The organism is Kribbella sp. NBC_01484, assembly GCF_036227145.1.
GTDB lineage: Bacteria > Actinomycetota > Actinomycetes > Propionibacteriales > Kribbellaceae > Kribbella.
The window spans coordinates 3,146,229-3,162,747 of the sequence record NZ_CP109437.1 but is presented as its reverse complement, the minus strand read 5'-3'; the positions used below and the strand labels follow the sequence as shown (position 1 = coordinate 3,162,747).

Sequence of the window (16,519 nt, the reverse complement as noted above, 5' to 3'; positions counted from 1 at the left end):
ACCACGATTCAACCCCGGGTCATCGGTGGGTGGAGCCTGGTGGCGGTACCGCGGTGGAAGAGTTGGGCCGGGCGGCCGCCGTCGCGGGTGGTGGCGCCGACCGGTTCGACGAAATCGGGGGTCTTGGTGACCGTGCGATGGAAGTTGCGCGGGTCCAGCGGCGTACCCCAGACCGCTTCGTACTCGCCACGCAGCTCGGAGATGGTGAACTCGGGCGGGCAGAAGGCCGCCGCGAGCGGTGAGTACTCGAGCTTGGCCCGGGCGCGCTCGACACCGTCGGCGAGGATCCGGTGGTGGTCGAACGCGAGCCGGCCCGGATCGTCCGGCGCTTCCACGACCCCGACCCAGCTCGCCGATGCCGCGTCCGGCCGCGATCACCGGGCTGCTGGTCGCGCAACACGTCGTCGAACGCACGATGGTTGCCGCGAGCACCGATGACGGGCAGCAGCTGATCGCACTCAACGAGGTCTACGTCGGCCATCACTCGCATCAGTCGGCGCGGTATCGGCTGAGCTCGCCGGACGGGCTGCCGGCGCGGCAGTCGTCGTCCGGGATCCTCGTCGGAACCGGCACCGGTTCCACGGGCTGGTGCCGGTCAGCGTGGCAGGAGCGCCACAGTCCGTTGGCCCTGCCGGCACCGACCGACCCGGCCCTGTGCTGGTTCGTCCGTGAAGCCTGGCCGTCGCCGGCGACCGGAACCGACAGTACGGAAGGTCTGCTCAAAGCGCCGGACACCTTGGCCATCACCGCGGAGTCCGACCTGGTGGTCTTCGGCGACGGCATGGAGTCCGACACCCTGGCGGTCGGCTGGGGGCAGCGCATCGAGATCGGCGTCGCACCGATCAAGCTGCATCTCGTTGCCTAGAGCCCTCAGACCTCCCGCGACGGCTGGATGAGCAGGTCCGGCAGGTTGACCTCGCGCGGCCGGCCGACGACGTACGCGATCAGGTCCGCGACCTCCGCCGCGGGGACTGCCGGCAGGCTGGTGCGGAGGTCGTCGACCATCGACCGCAGTTCGGCCGGGAAGTCGTCGGCCAGCTCGGTGCCGTCGACCATGCCGGGTTCGAGGTTGGTCACCCGGATGCCCTCCCCGGCGAGCTCGGTCCGTAGCGCCCGCGTGAGGTAGCTGACTCCTGCCTTCGAGGCGCCGTACGCCGCCATCCCCGGCAGGAAGCGCTGCGCGGCGGCCGACGAGACGTTGATCAGATCGGTGGTCCTCGTTGCCGCCGACCGCTTCAACGCCGGCAGGAACGCATGCGTGACGGTGACGACGCCGGACAGGTTGACGTCGACGGTACGCCGCCAGTCCGCGGCGGGCGCGTCGCCGAACGGGACCACCTTCATCAGGCCGGCGTTGTTCACCAGCAGATCCAGGTCCCCGAAGCGCTCCTGCACTACGGCGGCCGCCTCAGCCACGGAGTCCGGGTCGGTGACGTCAGCCGGTACGACGAGCGCCGTACCGCCGGACTCGGCGATCTGGGCGGCGACCTTCTCGAGCCGGTCACGACGGCGAGCCAACAGGGCGACCGAGGCGCCGTCGGCGGCGAGGCGGGTTGCGATGGCGGCGCCGATCCCGCTGGCGGCGCCGGTGACAAGGGCGATGCGTGAAATGGTCATGGCTCCACGCTCCGCCGGGCAGCGAGGTCGGAGAAGATCCGCTTTCACCGTAGGTCTGGCAGTACTACCCAGGTCACTCGGGCGCTGGGGATACTGGTCAGGTGAGTGCGCGATCAGAGCTCGGAGAGTTCCTGCAGACCCGTCGCGCCCGGGTGCGGCCGGAGGATGTCGGGTTACAGCCCGGTAGCGATCGGCGTGTGTCCGGTCTGCGGCGGGAAGAGGTCGCACTGCTGGCGAACGTCAGTGTCGACTACTACATCCGCCTCGAGCAGGGGCGGGCCGACAATCCGTCCGTCGCGGTTCTGACCTCGGTGGCGGATGCGTTGCGGATGGATCAGGCTGAGCGGGATCACCTGCGTTCGCTGGCGTGCACGACCCCGCCGGCTCTCCCGCCGCGGACCGTCGTACGGCCGCAGTTGGAGGCGATGATCCAGGCGATGCGCGACGTACCGGCGCTCGTGGTCGATCGGTTGAGCAATGTGCTGGCGTGGAATCGGGGGGCGATCGCGGTGATCGCGGACTTCGACGATCCGCGGACGCGGAATCTCGCCCGGCAGTACTTCCTGGAGCCGGCGTCCCGGGAGTTCTACGCGGACTGGGAGATGGTGGCGCGGGACGCGGTCGCGTTGCTGCGGCGGACCTCGGCGGAGTACGGCGAGGAGGACGCGGAGCTGGCGGCACTCGTCGACGAACTCCGTGCCGCCAGCCCCGACTTCGACCGGTTCTGGACCTCCCAGGACGTCCAGAACCGCTCCCACTGCCCGAAGACCCTGAACCACCCGATCGCAGGTCGCCTGAGCTTCTCCCTCGAGTCCCTCCAACTCCCCGCCGACCCCGGCCAGTTCGTCCTCACCTACACCCCCGCCGACCCCACCACCCAGGCCGCCCTGGAGACCCTGCTCGCGGCTCAGGCGCCGTTGAGTGGGTCGTATGAGGGGGCGAAGCGGAAGTAGTTCCAGTCGGTGAAGGTGAGGGGGACCTTGCCGAGGCCCTTGATGACCGTCTTGGTGCCGGCCGCGTGGCCGACGGCGTACAGGTAGCCGGTGCGGGTGTCCCGGTCGATGCCGAGCACGATCGATCCGGTCTTGCCGCACGGGGCCGCGATGAGCTGCTCGAAGATCTGCCAGCTCGAGGTGCGGACCGGCGTGATGATCGGCTTCAGCGGGGTGGTGGCCGGGATCTTGACCGTGTACAGCCGGCCGGCGCGGTTGTTGGCCAGGAACGTGTCATACGTCGGGGTCGTGGCGATCAGCGCGAACGACTTCATCGCGCTCATCCCGGTGACGTACCCGGTGTTGCGGATCCCCTGACCGGCATCGGTCCAGCGCCCGAACTTTCCGTACTGGTCCTGCTGGTACAGCATCGTCCGCGTCGGCTTGCTCGACGCCGAAGCCTTGTACTGCGACTGGATCAGGAACCGCCCGCCCCAGCCGTTGCCGATCCGGCGGAACACCGGGGTGCCGACCAGCTTGCCGCCCACGCCGATGGTGTACGAGCTCTCCATCAGGTAGCCGGAGCCCCACACGACCTTGCCGGTCCGGGTCGTCTTGCCCGCGCCCGCGGGAACAGCGGTGAACGTGGTCGGCTGGCCGACGTCGTACGGCGGTGTGTAGATGTTGGGCGTGGAGATCACCGGACTCACCGTCGGCGGCGCCGTGGCGGTGACGACCCGGCTGTTGTGACCCCAGTCCTGGGTGATCGAGCCGAGCCCGAGCGCACAGGCCGCCGCAACCGCCGTCGGTGCGGCCGGGGCGGCGGTCGCCGGCTGGAGCGTGGGCCCCAGGGTCAGTACCAGCCCGGCCGCGCCGGCGCCCCGATGGTCTTGCGAAGCATCGTGGTGTCCTTACTCGCCGTTGGCGGTGTCGTAGAGCGAAATCGGGACCCAGCGGAAGTCGACCGGGGCGTCGAACGTGCCCGGCGCCTCGCCGCGGGACTGGACCACCGTCGACAGGCCGTTCGCGTGCCCGACGGCGTACAGGTAACCCTTCTTGGTGTCCTTGTCGATGCCGAGCAGGAGCGTGCCGTACTGGCCGCAATCCATCGCCGACAGCGTCTCGAAGCCCTGCCAGGTGCGGGTCCGGACCTGCTTGATGATCGGCTTCATCGGCGAGGTCAACGGGATCCGGATCGTGTAGAGGGCGCCGCCGCGGGTATTCGCCAGGAACGTGTCGTACGTGCGGGTCTTCGCGATCAGCGTCATCGTCTTGACCGACGCGAATCCGGGGTACGAGCCGGTGGCCTTCCAGCCGCTACCGGTCACATTCCAGCGGTACAGCACGCCGTCGTTGCGCAGCGCGTAGGCGTTCGAGTGGTAGACCTTCGGCGTCTGGCCGTCCGGGCTCTCGTACTCCGAGTTCTCCAGGAAGGTGAACCTTCTCCAGCCTGCGCCGATCCGCTGCAGCGCAGGCGGGCCGGCCGGGTCGATCTCGCCGGTGCCGTCGACGGAGTAGAAACTCCAGTAGAGCGTGTCGCCGCTGACGACGTACCCGGACCGGTCGGTGCCGGCGATATTCGGTTCGATCGTCTGGCGGGCGCTGAGCCGGATCTGCCCGGGCTTGTACACCCCGTCGGTGGCCCACTTGTCCGGCACCGTCGGCGGCGTGGTCGCGGTCGGATCCGCGAAGCCGTGCTGCCCCGTCGCCGTCACCGAGCCCTGCCAGACGAAGCACGCACTGGCTGCCGCCGCGGTGATCTTCTTGCTCGTCCCCGGCACCGTCGCCTCCGCGCCCGTCGGGTCCGGTCCCTGTGCATGGGCCGCCGCAGGAGCCAGCGCTGCCACCGCCAGCACCGCACTCCCCGTCCAGACCAGCATCTGTCGCTTCATCTGTCCCCAGTTCCCCTCGAGTTGTGGATCGTCTCCACAGACCTTGATACGAGGCGAACACAGAAAGTTGCGGGCGAAGTCTTTCCCGTGATGTGCACAAGAAGTGACCGAGCGGATCGGATCTGTCCACAGAATAGGCCCTGGCCGGGATACACGCGCCTGGGATCCGGTCAGTTTCACCGGCACGGGCAAGGAGTCGGAGAACACGTCGCTACTAGATCCGACTACAGGCACGACCGGATCGGGCGGTTACCCCAGGTCGAGGCTTCCCGCTGACCGCGCCCGATCACTCGATGGGATAACCCATCGCGGTGGCGGTTCTCTCCTCGCGTTACGGGAGGAGAACCGACAACTCCATGGGATATCCGGCGCTCCGGTCGGTTCCGCGGGTGTTCGCCCGTGCCGTCGACCGGATCGCCAGGCCATCACAACGAGGCCAAGACGACGGCCTCCCACGGGCGGTCGCAGCGTCTGGGTGACTGTGATGGCCTGGAAGTCCGCCCACCTCCGCCCGGGCGGGGGTGGCGGGTGTGGGGTGCCGCGCCGCTGACCGGACCTGCACCACTCACAGCGGCGCGATGTCAGCGATGCCCCGCTCGGCCGCGAGTACTCGGTGGCTGAGGGACCGGGTTGGTGAGTGCGCCACGTCCGCCCAGGCCGAGACCCGCGGGCCGGCCGCCCGGCCCAGGCTGGGGACGATCTTCCACCCGATCCGGGACGAGATCCTCCCCATCCCAGCGGCAACCGCTAGAACACGGCCGACTGCCCGGACGCGCTGGAGGCGAACGATCCACCCACGGATACGTCAGAAGTCAGCGCTGGGGCTGGTTGTTGTAGGTGAGGTCGGCGTAAGCGGTGACGAGGGCCGCCGAATCCTTTTCCCAGTTGAGTTCTGCGGCGGCGGAGCGGACTCCGTCGGCGTAGGTGGTGTAGTTCTCGATCAGGGCCCGGACGGACGCGGTCAACGACGGCGCGTTGCCGGGCTCGTACAAGGTGCCGAGCTTGTACTGGGTCACCACGGCGCGCATCTCGGGGAGGTCGGCGGCGACGACCGGGACGCCGGCGCGGACGGCGTGGAAGAGTTTGTTGGGGAGCGCAAGCCGGTGGTTCTCGCAGGTGTTGGTGAGCGTGACCAGCGAGATGCCGTACGAGCGGAGGGTGTCGTCGACCTCGTCGATCGAGCGTTCCGCCACCGTCTCCACCGGGCCCAGATCCAAGCGGTAGTTGGGATCCACCGACCCCATCAGGACCGTGCGGAACGGCGCGAGCTCACGCGCGGCCGCGACCACGGTCGGCAGATCCCGGCCGGCACCGACGCGACCGGCGTACAAGAGACCCTCCGGCCGATCCAGCGGCGGTGGCACCTCGTCCGGCTTCGGGAACGTGTTGCGTACGACGCGGACGTCCGGCAATCCCCGGGAACGCAGCCGAGCCGCGATCCCATCGGACACAGTGATGACGAGCCGAGCCTTCGAGGCCAGCGAAACCTCGAAGCGACGCCCACGCGCACGCCAGAGCGGCGTCGGCCGTCCCGGCAGCGCGCGGTCGAACCACAGCTCGTGGGTGTCGTAGACCAACTTCGCCGACCACTTCTCGGCGTACTCCGCCGCGAGCTCGAGCGTGTTGAAGTCATGCGCGTGCACGACGTCGAACGGTCCCGCGGCGGCCACTCGAGGAGCGGCCGCGACGCGCCACTGCTTCTCGGTCCGGTTCCGGTGCTCGGGCAGCAGCAGCCACCGGCCGAACCGCTGCACCAGCACCTTCGGCCCGCTCCGGCCGTGGCCGACCGCAAGACCGCCGTTGCCGGTCCGCAGCCCGGCCGAGCGGGACACGGACTCGACCGTGATGCCCGGACCGACCTCGAAGCCTTCCGGGACATCCCGGCCGATCACGTGCAGCACGTGACCGGCCGCGGCCAGCGCCGTCGCCTCCCGCAGGATGCGCGAGTCCCCGGCGATCGGGGACTGCGCGATCATCAGAATCCGCACTACTTGCCGCCGGCCTCGAGGTCGTTGTTGACGAACGGCAGCAGAACCTCCACCGACCGGTGCCCGTCATGCAGCTCACGGACGTATTCCGGCCCGGCGTCGGCGATCTTGCGGGCCGTGTCGCGCTCGGCGACCAGCCGCTCGATCACCTCCGACAGGTCGTCCGGAGTCGCCTCCGCGATCGGCAGGCCGGTCGGCAGCAGGTCGCGGACCGGGTCCGCGATGTGCCCGACGGTGACCCGCCCGGCCGCCATTGCCTCGCACGCGAAGACGCCGTACGAGCCGAGCAGCAGCTGGTCGACCACGATGTCGGCGCTCTTCACCATCTCGGCCAACTCGGAGTGCGGGACACCCTGCACACGCTGGTACTCGATCAGCCCCCGCGCATCCAGGTCCGTCAGCACGGGGTCGACGTACGCCGAGCCCTTCAGAGCCGACGCCGACGGCGCGTGCAGCACCACCGGCACCTCACGCTCGAGCACCGGCTGGGTCGACGCGAACTCCCCGACGTCCACGGTCAGCGGCAGCCAGATGCCGTCCTCGACGAACTCCAGCAGGTCCGGCGTGGTGACGAAGATCGGGCCTTCGTACCCGTCCAGGTGCTTGCGCATCAGGTCGTTCGCCGACTGCAGTCGAGAGGTCAGCTCGTCATCCGGGTTGCGGAACGGCGACCACCGGTACCGCGCCCGGTGCTGCGCTGGATCGCGGATCTCCGACCCGTGGAAGACGAGGCCGTGCTTGATCCCCGCCTGGTCCAGCATCGGTACGTCGTTCGTCCACATCTGCCCGCGCTGCTGGCCGAACATCGGCCGGCCGGCCTCGAACAGCACGTGGGTGACCTCGCGCAACGCGTACGCCGTCAGCTCCAGCTGCCAGCGCAGGTCGGACCGGTACTGCCGGTAGGTCCCGGTGCGGTGCACGCGGAAGTCGAACGCGCCGCTGCCCGTGGTCAGCGACTCGGCCTTGAGATCCGGCACCTCACGTTCGAGCGCGGTCGCCCACAGCCACGCCTGACCGGCACTGTTGACCGGGCCGAGCAACAGCCGCCGCTGCTTCTTGATCACGCGGCCGCCCGGCTGGACGACCTCCAGCGACCGGCCGACCAACTCGCCGTACACGCCGCGCAGCTTGGCCGCCTGCCCGGCCCAGGACACTTCCTGCTGGTAGCCGGGGTCGGCCACCCGCTCGCGGTAGGTGTCGATGTCGCCGAGGACCGTGCGGACCTTCGACGCGAGATCGTGCGCGTCCGCCGCGACGAACACCTCGCCGATCCGGACCCGGTCGACGAACTCCTTCATGCTCGGCATGTCGCTGACCACCACCGGGAGCCCGGCGAAGGCGTACTCGAACAGCTTGTTCGGCAGCGACATCTCGTGGCTCGGGTAGCGCAGAATCGGGATCAGCCCGACGTCCGCGGTCCGCAGGAACGCGACCACCTCGTCCGGCTTCACCGGGTCGATGCAATGCAACCGGTCCTGAACCTCGAGCGCCACGGCCTGTGCCTGCAGGTCGCGTACGGCGTCGGTCGCGACACCGGGCACGCACACGACGGCCAGGTGCACGTTCGGCAGGTCGACCAACGCCTGTACGGCGGTCTGGATGCCCCGCGCCTTCGTGACGCCACCGCTGTAGACCAGCAGCGGTACTTCGGAGGCCAGACCGAGCCGGGTGCGGATGTCCGGTACCTCGACCGACACGTCCGCCGGATTCGGCGTGTTCATGATCACGGTGGGCTCGTGGTCGAGCTTGTGCTCGCGCTGCAACCGCTGCGCGATCGCCGGGCTGACGGTGATCACCCGGTCCGCGTTGTTGATGTACTCACGCTCGTGGTTGGCCCAGGCCGCGATCGAGCGCCGGGTGCGAGCGCCGTACCGGGACAGGCCGGCGACGTACTCGTGCGCGTCGTACACGACCTTGAGGTCCTTGCCGCGCAGCTTCGCGCGGCCGGCGGCGCGGGTGGCGACACCGATCACGTGCATGTCGTGCGCGTGCACCACATCGGGCTCGAGGCGGTCGATCAGATCGCCGAACGCGATCTCCAGGTCCAGCGCCTCGGGGTGCAGCTTGCGCCACGGCGCCGGCCAGCCCAGCCGGTGGATCACCCCGTCATACGCGCGCCATCCGAACTTGAACGGGCCGTCGGCTGTGTTGCCGACGCCCTTGCGCACCCAGGTCGCCTTCTTCGCGCCCTGCCAGCGCGATCGTCGCAGCAGCCGGGTGGCCACGCCGAGCTTGAACTTGACCGGATTGCCCTTGCCCGCCTTGGCGCGCGCGATCGCGTGCCCGGAGTCGGCCTTCAGCTCTTTCAGCTCGGCCTGGATCCGCTGGCTGCGGGCGACGTACGTCGATCGGTACCTGTACCCCACCAACGGCGGCCGCCAGTCCCGGCGCGCGGTGCGGCTGCGTTTCCGCTCCTCCCGCAGGGAGAACGGCACCGCCACCCGGACGATCAGCGCACCGTCGAGCAGCTCCCTCGACGGCAGGCCACTGTCCGAGACCCCGAGCACAGTCACCTCTGCTCCGGTCTCGGCCAGTGCTGCGGCCTCTTTGCGGACCCTACTGTCGTTGGTGACGTCGTTGGCGACCATCATCACGACCCGCAGGTCGGCAGTTGTCACTGGCTGACCGACCTTCCGATCACAATCCGGCGGACGCCCGCCCAGCGGGCCGGGTCGGTCCGGTCACGGCCGTCGACGAGCACCTGCACGCCCGGCAGCTCGGCCGGGGTCAGCTGCGCGTACTCGGCGTGGTCCGCCTGCAGCACCGCAGCGTCCACCGGCGTCCCCAGCGCGTACGGCGTGAAGCCGAGCTGCTGGAGTTCCTCGTCGGCGTACAGCGGGTCGTGCACGGACACCTCCGCGCCTCGGGCCTTCAGCGCCTCCACAGCCGGGAAGACCCCGGAGAACGCGGTCTCCTTGACACCACCACGGTACGCCGCACCGAGCACGACCACCTTGGCTCCGGTCAGATCGCCGTACGCGCCCTCGAGCAGGCCGACGGTGTACTCCGGCATGCCGAGGTTCGCCTCGCGGGCGGCGCGGACAACGGTTGCCTCCGGGTCGGTCCACAGGTACAGCCGCGGGTAGACCGGGATGCAGTGGCCGCCGACCGCGATACCGGGCCGGTGGATGTGGCTGTAGGGCTGCGAGTTCGACGCCTCGATCACCTGGTGCACGTCGATGCCGTTCTGGCCGGCGAACCGGGCGAACTGGTTCGCCAAGCCGATGTTGACGTCGCGATAGGTGGTCTCGGCCAGCTTCGCCAGCTCGGCCGCCTCGGCCGAACCCAGGTCCCAGACGCCGTTGGCGCGCTCCAGGTCCGGACGCTCGTCGAAGTCCAGCACGGCCTCGTAGAACGCGGTGGCGCGCTTGGCGCCCTCCTCGGACAGACCGCCGACCAGCTTCGGGTACTTGCGCAGGTCCGCGAAGACGCGGCCGGTCAGTACGCGCTCCGGCGAGAACACCAGGTGGAAGTCCTGGCCCTCGGTCAGGCCGGAGACCTCCTCCAGCAGCGGCTTCCACCGGTTCCGGGTGGTGCCGACCGGCAGGGTGGTCTCGTAGCTGACCAGGGTGCCCGGGCTGAGGTGCTCGGCCAGCGAGCGGGTCGCGCTCTCCATCCAGCCGAACTCCGGCTCACCGGTGTTCTCGTCGACGAACAGCGGCACGACCAGCACCACCGCGTCACTGCCGGGGATGGCGTCCGCGTAGTCCGTGGTCGCCCGCAGGCGGCCGTCGGCCACGGTCTCGGCGAGCAACTCGGCCAGGTGGGCCTCACCCGGGAAGGGCTCCTGCCCGGCGTTCACCTGCTCGACCGTCTTCGGGTTGATGTCGACACCGACGACCTGATGACCCTTGGCCGCGAACTGGACCGCCAGCGGCAGTCCGATCTTGCCTAAGGCAACAACACTGACACGCACAGGAACTCCACTAGGTAGTGATTCTTCATCGGGGGCCTCGCAACTTCCGTTCCATCGGGCGCTCGACGAACTTGTAGAGCAGCCACGAGGCGAAGATCGAGATGATCAGGACACCGGCGTACCAGGTCAGGTTGGACCAGCCGATCGGCCCGGCCACACCGTGGTACTCCTTGATCGCGTAGAGGATGGTCGCGTGGATGAGGTAGAACGCGTACGACCACTGGCCGAGTGCGACCAGCGGCCTGCTGCGCAGCAGGGATCGGCCACCGCGCATGTCCCGGGACGCGACGGCCAGGATCAGGAATCCGTACAGCAGCGTGAGAATTTCCTTCTGGCACAGGCCCATGGTGATCGCGAACGGCACCTTGGCCGGGTGCGAGCCGGAGTACCACAGCAGGAGCAGCCCGCCGATGGTCACCCCGAACGCGAACCAGACCGGGATCCGCGGCTTCCAGCCGGACCGCAGCGCGATCGCCAGGCCGATACCGAACAGGAACGCGACCGAGTGCAGGACTGGTTGCGGTAGCACCGGGACGACGTCCTTGTAATGGAACAAGGCCAGTCGATAGGCCCCGCCGAGCCCGATCACCGCGACACACAGGATCAGGCCACCGGAGGTCTTCAGCCTCCGCGTCGCCCGCCAGACGAACGGGAAGTACGCGTAGAAGAACGCCTCCACCGACAACGTCCACCCGGCCGGGTTGCCGCCGTACAGAATGGCCGGGTTGTTCGACCAGCCGTGCAGCAGGAACGCCGACAGCACCAGCACGGTCATCGAGATCGGCTTGATCCAGGACATCCCCGCCGGCGGGTCGACCCGGTAGAAGACGAAGAACGCCAGGAGCAAGGTGAACAGGTACAGCGGGACGATCCGGGCGAACCGGCGCCGGTAGAACGTCCGGATCTTCGTCCCCGGCTGCGCCGACCAGGTCAGCACGAAACCCGACAGCACGAAGAAGAACGTCACCCCGGAGGTGCCGTACTTCAGGAAGTCGAAGATCGGCAGCGGCGCCAGGTTGGTCATGTGGTGGCAGAACACGAAGAACGCCGCCCACCAACGCAAACCGGTGAGCGACTCCACCCGCGGCAACCGTCCCCTGGGGGAGGTCGGCGGCGGGCCGGACTCCCCCGGGAAGGCACTGACAGGCGCGCCGGGTGGCGGGGTCGCCACGTCGGCCGCCAGTGTCGGCGGCTGCTGCTGGTCTTCTTCGGCGGCCTTCGTCATGTGGTTACTCCGCTAGGGCGGCGACAACCCGGCCGGCGGCCTGGCCATCGCCATAGGGCATTGGGCGATCCCCCGCGGGAGCCGGCCGGGCGGCCAGCTCGGGCAACTTGCTCACATCTGACGTGAGGACGTTCCAGCCGTCCTCCACCGTCTCCACCCACTCGGTCTCGGTGCGCAGCGTCGTGCACACCCGGCCGAGCAGGAAGGCTTCCTTCTGCAGACCCCCGGAGTCGGTCACCACACCGGCCGAGCCGAGCACGGCCGCGACCATCTCCGGGTAGGCCAGCGGCTCCCGGACGTGCAGCGAACCGTCCGGACGCTCCAGCTTGATCCCGTACTGCGCGCACTTGGCCACCAGCCGCGGGTGCGCGAGCAGCAGCACCGGTACGCCGGCCGCGGCGAGACCGTCGACGATCGCGGCCAGCCGGGCCGGGTCGTCGGTGTTCTCGGCCCGGTGGATCGTCGAGACGACGTACTCGCCACGCTTGAACGGCAGGTCCAGCGGCTTGTCCTGCACCGCGTCGCGGACCCGGAAGCACACATCCGTCATCACGTCGCCGACCAGCCGGGCCCTGTCCTTCAGGCCCTCGTTGGCCAGGTGGTCCATCGCCACCTGGGTCGGGGCGAGCAGCATGTCGGCGGCGTGATCGGTCAGGACCCGGTTGTGCTCCTCCGGCATCCGCCGGTTGAACGACCGCAGCCCGGCCTCCAGGTGCGCCACCGGCAGGTGCATCTTCACCGCCGACAGTGTCCCGGCCAGCGTCGAGTTGGTGTCGCCGTACACGAGCACCCAGTCCGGCTGGTGCTCGTCCAGTACGGCGTCCATCGCGGCCAGCATGGCACCGGTCTGGACCCCGTGGCTGCCGGACCCGACGCCCAGGTGGACGTCGGGGGCCGGGATGCGCAAGTCGGCGAAGAACACGTCGGACATGTTCTTGTCGTAGTGCTGCCCGGTGTGCACGATCACGTGCTGGTGGTCGGTGGCGGCGAACGCCTCCGCCACCGGGGCCAGCTTCACGAACTGTGGGCGAGCCCCGACGACACTCAGGACCTTCATGACTGGGCGGACTCCCCGGCGACCTGGATCGTGCGGTCCTCGGCGGCGGACTGGATCACGGCCTCGGCCACCTTGACGGTGGTCAGACCCTGCTGCAGCGTGACGATGTCGGCTTCCTTGCCGAGCACGGCGTCACGGAACGCCTCGTGCTCGGTGCGGAGCGGCTCCGGCTTGCTGATCGCGTACCGGATCATGTCACCCTCGCTGACACCGCGGAAGTGCGCGACGTCGTCCCAGGCGGTGGCGACGGTGCCGTTGGCGTGGAAGGACAGGTCGGCCGTCAGCGTGTCAGCGATGAACGCGCCCTTCTCACCGGTGACGACGGTGAGCCGCTCCTTCATCGGCGACAGCCAGTTGACCAGGTGGCTGGTCACGGTGCCGTCGGCCAGCTTGCCGGTGACCGCGATCAGATCCTCGTACTGCCGGCCGGACTTGTGCGCGCTCTGCGCGGACACGGTGACGAACGGCGACTGGGTCACCCACGCGGTCAGGTCGATGTCGTGGGTGGCCAGGTCGAGCACCACGCCGACGTCGGCGATCCGGGACGGGAACGGGCCCTGGCGACGGGTGGTGATCTGGTAGATGTCACCCAGCTCACCGTTCTCCAGCCGCACCCGCAGCGCCTGCAGCGCCGGGTTGTACCGCTCGATGTGACCGACCGCGCCGACCACGCCGGCGGCCTCGAACGCCTTGGCGATCTCGGTCGCCTCGGACGAGGAACCGGCCAGCGGCTTCTCGATCATCGCGTGCACGCCGGCCTCGGCCAGCGCCTTCGCGATCTCGGCGTGGTACTGGGTCGGCACCGCGACCATGCAGTAGTCGATGCCCTCGGCAATCAACTGCTCGATGGTCTCGTGCACCGGACGGCCGCCGGCCACGCCAAACTTGTCACCACCCGGGTCGGCGACGGCGACCAGGTCGACGCCGTCGAGGGAGGCCAGCACGCGGGCGTGGTGACGGCCCATCATGCCCAGGCCGATCAGGCCGGCTCGCAGGTTCGCCATCTCACGCACCAGCCTTCGCCACGGTGTTCACCGCGGCCACGATCCGGTTCAGGTCGTCCTCGGACAGCGAGGGGTGGACCGGCAGCGAGAGCACCTCGGCCGCGGCCTTCTCGGTCTCCGGCAGGTCCAGCTCACGCTTGAACGACGGCAGCCGGTGGTTCGGGATCGGGTAGTAGACGCCGCAGCCGACGCCGTACTCGGTGCGCAGCGCGTTCGCGAAGCCGTCGCGGTCCTCGGTCACCCGGATCGTGTACTGGTGGTACACGTGGGTCGCCTCGGCGGCGACCGCCGGGATGCCGACACCCTGCAGGTTCGCGTCCAGGAAGGCCGCGTTCTCCTGCCGCTGCTTGGTCCAGCCGGCCAGCTTGCCCAGCTGCACCCGGCCGATCGCGGCGTGCAGGTCGGTCATCCGGTTGTTCAGGCCGACGACCTCGTTCTCGTACTGCTTGAGCATGCCCTGGTTGCGGAAGAGCCGCATCCGGCGCTCGAGGTCGGCGTTCGCGACCGAGTTCATACCGCCCTCACCGGACGTCATGTTCTTGGTCGGGTAGAGGCTGAACATCGCGAACTCGCCGAAGGTGCCGACCTGCGCGCCGTTCCAGGTCGCTCCGTGAGCCTGCGCGGCGTCCTCGTAGATCTGGATGCCGTGCTTGTCGGCGATCGCCTGCAGGGCGGTCATGTTCGCCGGGTGACCGAACAGGTGCACCGGCATGACGGCCTTGGTCTTCTCGGTGATCGCGGCCTCGACCGCGGCCGGGTCCAGGCAGAAGTACGTCGGCTCGACGTCGGCGAACACCGGGGTGGCGCCGGTCAGCGCGACGCTGTTCGCGGTCGCGGCGAAGGTGAAGGACGGAACGATGACCTCGTCACCCGGTCCGACGCCCGCGGCCAGCAGGCCGAGGTGCAGGCCTGACGTGCCCGAGTTCGTCGCGACGCACGCACGGCCGGAGACCAGCGCTGCGCCGAACTCCTGCTCGAACGCCGCCACCTCGGGGCCCTGGGCCAGCATGCCGGACTGCATGACACGGTCCACGGCCTCGCGCTCCTCCTTCCCGATGATCGGCTTCGCGGCCGGAATCGGCTGCACCATCAGTTCTCCTCCATGTCTTCACCGGCCGGCCGCAGCCGTCCGTCGGTTTCGATGTATGTCTCGCCCGTGTTCGGGCACTTCCACTCGCCGTTCCCGACGTCGAGCAGCGGAACTCCGGCCTTGCCGACCCACTTGAGCCGGCGGGCCGGAACGCCTGCGACCAGCGCGAAGTCTGGCACGTCCTTGGTGACCACCGCACCCGCGGCGACGGTGGCCCAGCGACCGATGGTGACCGGCGCCACGCAGACGCTGCGCGCCCCCAGCGAGCAGCCTTCCTTCATGGTCACGCCGACCGGTTCCCAGTCGTGCCCGCTCTTCGGTGAACCGTCCGGGTTCACCGCGCGCGGGAAGTAGTCGTTGGTGAGCACCACGGCCGGTCCGATGAACACGCCGTCCTCGAGCGAGGCGGGCTCGTAGACCAGGGCGTAGTTCTGGATCTTGCAGTTGTCGCCCATCCGGACCCCGGTCCCGACATAGGCGCCGCGGCCGACGATGCAGTTCTTCCCCAGGACCGCGTTCTCGCGGATCTGGGCCAGGTGCCAGACCGACGAACCGTCGCCGATCTGGGCGCTGTCGTCGACGTCGGCCGAGGGCGCGATGCGGGACGTCACAAGATCTCCTTCGCAATGAGCCAGCTGGTGAGTGCCTGGGCCGAGCGGCGTCCGTCGTGCAGCTCCGCCACGAAGCCGGGGCCGGCGGCCGCCCGCTCGGCGGCGGCGTCACGATCGGCGATCAGGCCGGTCACGACGTCACCCAGGGTGTCGGGATCCGCCTCCACGATCGGCACCTCTCGCCCCGTCAGACTACGCACCCGGTGGCGCACCGCGTCACCGACGTACGAAACCACGATCCGCCCGGCGGCCAGGGCTTCGGCGGCCGCCACGCCGTACAGGCCGATCCGGAGTTGGTCGACAACGATGTCGGCGTCGCCGATGACGCTCGGCATCCGATCGTGGGCGACTCCGGTGATGCGCCGGTACTCGATCTGACCGCTCTGGTGCAGACCGGTTAGGACGGCGTCGATCTCCTCGGTGCCCTTGAGCTTCGCGTTCGACGGAACGTGCGCGATCACGGGCTTCTCGCCGGAGAACAGCGGGCGAGCGGCCTGCTGCCACGGCGCCGGGTCGATCGCGACCGGGAGCCACTGCGCGTCCGGTACGTCGTCCAGCAGGTCGACCGTGGACACGAAGACCGGCAAGCCGAGGCTGTCGATCAGCTCGGCATGCCGGCGGGCCTGCTTCTCCAGGCGCTCGGTCAGTTCGTCGCCCGGGGTGAACGGAGACCACTGCTCACGCTTCGCGTGCCGACTGGGCAGGCGGATGTCGGAGCCATGGAACAGCAGGGACACGTTGATGCCCTGGTCAAGCATCGTGGCGATGTCGGCCGCCGCGTCCGGGTAGCCGCGCGAGCCCAGGATCGGCCGCAGCGACTCGACCATCACGTGCGAGTACGACGCCAGGACGTGCTGCTGCTGTGCGCGCTGCCAACGAGGCTGGCCGAACCACGCGAGCGGTACGCCGTAGTCGTTCTGGAACTGGAACTGGCCCTTGCGGTGCAAGGAGAACGAGACGGCGTCGACGTCCGGCAGGGTCTTGGCGGCCTGTGCCCAGGCGTGCCCCTGCCCGGCGGAGTTGGTCGGTCCGACCAGCATCCGCACTCGCGTCGTCGCCACCGGCGGGAACGCCGGCAGTTGCGCGTACGAGTACCGCAAGCCCCGCAGGCGCCGCCGGACCGCTCCCGCGGTCCGGGCAAGTGGCGCCGGCAGGTGCTCGCGAATCGAACGCGTCACCGTCATCGT

The 16,519-nt window shown here is 69.3% G+C and carries 16 protein-coding genes; 2 read left to right on the top strand and 14 right to left on the bottom strand.

What is annotated here, in order from left to right; all coding sequences use genetic code 11:
- Positions 1 to 8 precede the first annotated feature (8 nt).
- On the bottom strand, positions 9 to 335 hold the full coding sequence (locus tag OG555_RS15655; RefSeq protein ID WP_329483615.1) for an NUDIX hydrolase: 327 nt from the start codon (positions 333 to 335) through the stop codon (positions 9 to 11).
- A gap of 20 nt (positions 336 to 355) precedes the next feature.
- Here OG555_RS15655 and OG555_RS15650 point away from each other — a divergent pair, with 20 nt between their 5' ends.
- Positions 356 to 865, top strand: coding sequence for a hypothetical protein (locus OG555_RS15650; RefSeq protein WP_329483614.1), 510 nt, complete (start codon positions 356 to 358; stop codon positions 863 to 865).
- Positions 866 to 870: 5 nt separating this feature from the next.
- On the opposite strand, the gene OG555_RS15645 is transcribed toward OG555_RS15650, so the two are convergent.
- Positions 871 to 1,617: an SDR family oxidoreductase gene (locus tag OG555_RS15645; protein ID WP_329483613.1), complete on the bottom strand. Its 747-nt coding sequence runs from the start codon at positions 1,615 to 1,617 to the stop codon at positions 871 to 873.
- Between the two features lie 101 nt (positions 1,618 to 1,718).
- On the opposite strand from OG555_RS15645, the gene OG555_RS15640 reads away from it, so the two are divergent.
- Positions 1,719 to 2,570 carry a helix-turn-helix transcriptional regulator gene (locus OG555_RS15640; RefSeq protein WP_329483612.1) on the top strand — a complete coding sequence of 284 codons (852 nt, stop codon included), beginning with the start codon at positions 1,719 to 1,721 and terminating at the stop codon, positions 2,568 to 2,570.
- On the opposite strand, the gene OG555_RS15635 is transcribed toward OG555_RS15640, so the two are convergent.
- The 12 genes from OG555_RS15635 to OG555_RS15580 all read right to left on the bottom strand — a co-directional run bounded on the left by OG555_RS15635 (position 2,525) and on the right by OG555_RS15580 (position 16,516).
- Positions 2,525 to 3,250: a hypothetical protein gene (locus tag OG555_RS15635; RefSeq protein ID WP_329483611.1), complete on the bottom strand. Its 726-nt coding sequence runs from the start codon at positions 3,248 to 3,250 to the stop codon at positions 2,525 to 2,527. The genes OG555_RS15640 and OG555_RS15635 overlap by 46 nt on opposite strands.
- Positions 3,251 to 3,460: 210 nt before the next feature.
- Entirely contained in the window at positions 3,461 to 4,441 is a 981-nt protein-coding gene (locus OG555_RS15630; protein WP_329483610.1) for a hypothetical protein, read from the bottom strand.
- A gap of 565 nt (positions 4,442 to 5,006) precedes the next feature.
- Positions 5,007 to 5,174, bottom strand: a complete 168-nt coding sequence (locus OG555_RS15625; protein ID WP_329483609.1) for a hypothetical protein — start codon at positions 5,172 to 5,174, stop codon at positions 5,007 to 5,009.
- Positions 5,175 to 5,253: 79 nt separating this feature from the next.
- Positions 5,254 to 6,417 carry a glycosyltransferase gene (locus OG555_RS15620; RefSeq protein ID WP_329483608.1) on the bottom strand — a complete coding sequence of 388 codons (1,164 nt, stop codon included), beginning with the start codon at positions 6,415 to 6,417 and terminating at the stop codon, positions 5,254 to 5,256.
- A gap of 11 nt (positions 6,418 to 6,428) precedes the next feature.
- Positions 6,429 to 9,047 (bottom strand): glycosyltransferase family 4 protein, encoded by a 2,619-nt coding sequence (locus OG555_RS15615; RefSeq protein ID WP_329483607.1) that lies wholly within the window; start codon positions 9,045 to 9,047, stop codon positions 6,429 to 6,431.
- A complete protein-coding gene (locus tag OG555_RS15610) occupies positions 9,044 to 10,345 on the bottom strand; it encodes a nucleotide sugar dehydrogenase (protein WP_329483606.1) in 1,302 nt (433 codons plus the stop codon). The genes OG555_RS15615 and OG555_RS15610 overlap by 4 nt, the downstream gene beginning before the upstream one ends.
- Before the next feature lie 25 nt (positions 10,346 to 10,370).
- Complete coding sequence (locus OG555_RS15605) at positions 10,371 to 11,570, bottom strand: acyltransferase family protein (RefSeq protein WP_329483605.1); 1,200 nt, start codon at positions 11,568 to 11,570, stop codon at positions 10,371 to 10,373.
- 4 nt (positions 11,571 to 11,574) lie between these two features.
- Positions 11,575 to 12,627, bottom strand: coding sequence for a non-hydrolyzing UDP-N-acetylglucosamine 2-epimerase (gene wecB / locus OG555_RS15600; protein WP_329483604.1), 1,053 nt, complete (start codon positions 12,625 to 12,627; stop codon positions 11,575 to 11,577).
- The gene (locus OG555_RS15595; protein ID WP_329483603.1) at positions 12,624 to 13,631 is read right to left on the bottom strand and encodes a Gfo/Idh/MocA family protein; all 1,008 of its coding nucleotides are present in this window, start codon (positions 13,629 to 13,631) and stop codon (positions 12,624 to 12,626) included. Before OG555_RS15595 ends, wecB begins: the two co-directional genes overlap by 4 nt.
- A gap of 1 nt (position 13,632) precedes the next feature.
- Positions 13,633 to 14,724, bottom strand: a complete 1,092-nt coding sequence (locus OG555_RS15590; protein WP_329484826.1) for a DegT/DnrJ/EryC1/StrS family aminotransferase — start codon at positions 14,722 to 14,724, stop codon at positions 13,633 to 13,635.
- Complete coding sequence (locus tag OG555_RS15585; protein ID WP_405070585.1) at positions 14,721 to 15,332, bottom strand: acyltransferase; 612 nt, start codon at positions 15,330 to 15,332, stop codon at positions 14,721 to 14,723. Before OG555_RS15585 ends, OG555_RS15590 begins: the two co-directional genes overlap by 4 nt.
- Positions 15,329 to 16,516, bottom strand: coding sequence for a hypothetical protein (locus OG555_RS15580; protein ID WP_329483602.1), 1,188 nt, complete (start codon positions 16,514 to 16,516; stop codon positions 15,329 to 15,331). The genes OG555_RS15585 and OG555_RS15580 overlap by 4 nt, the downstream gene beginning before the upstream one ends.
- Positions 16,517 to 16,519 lie beyond the last annotated feature (3 nt).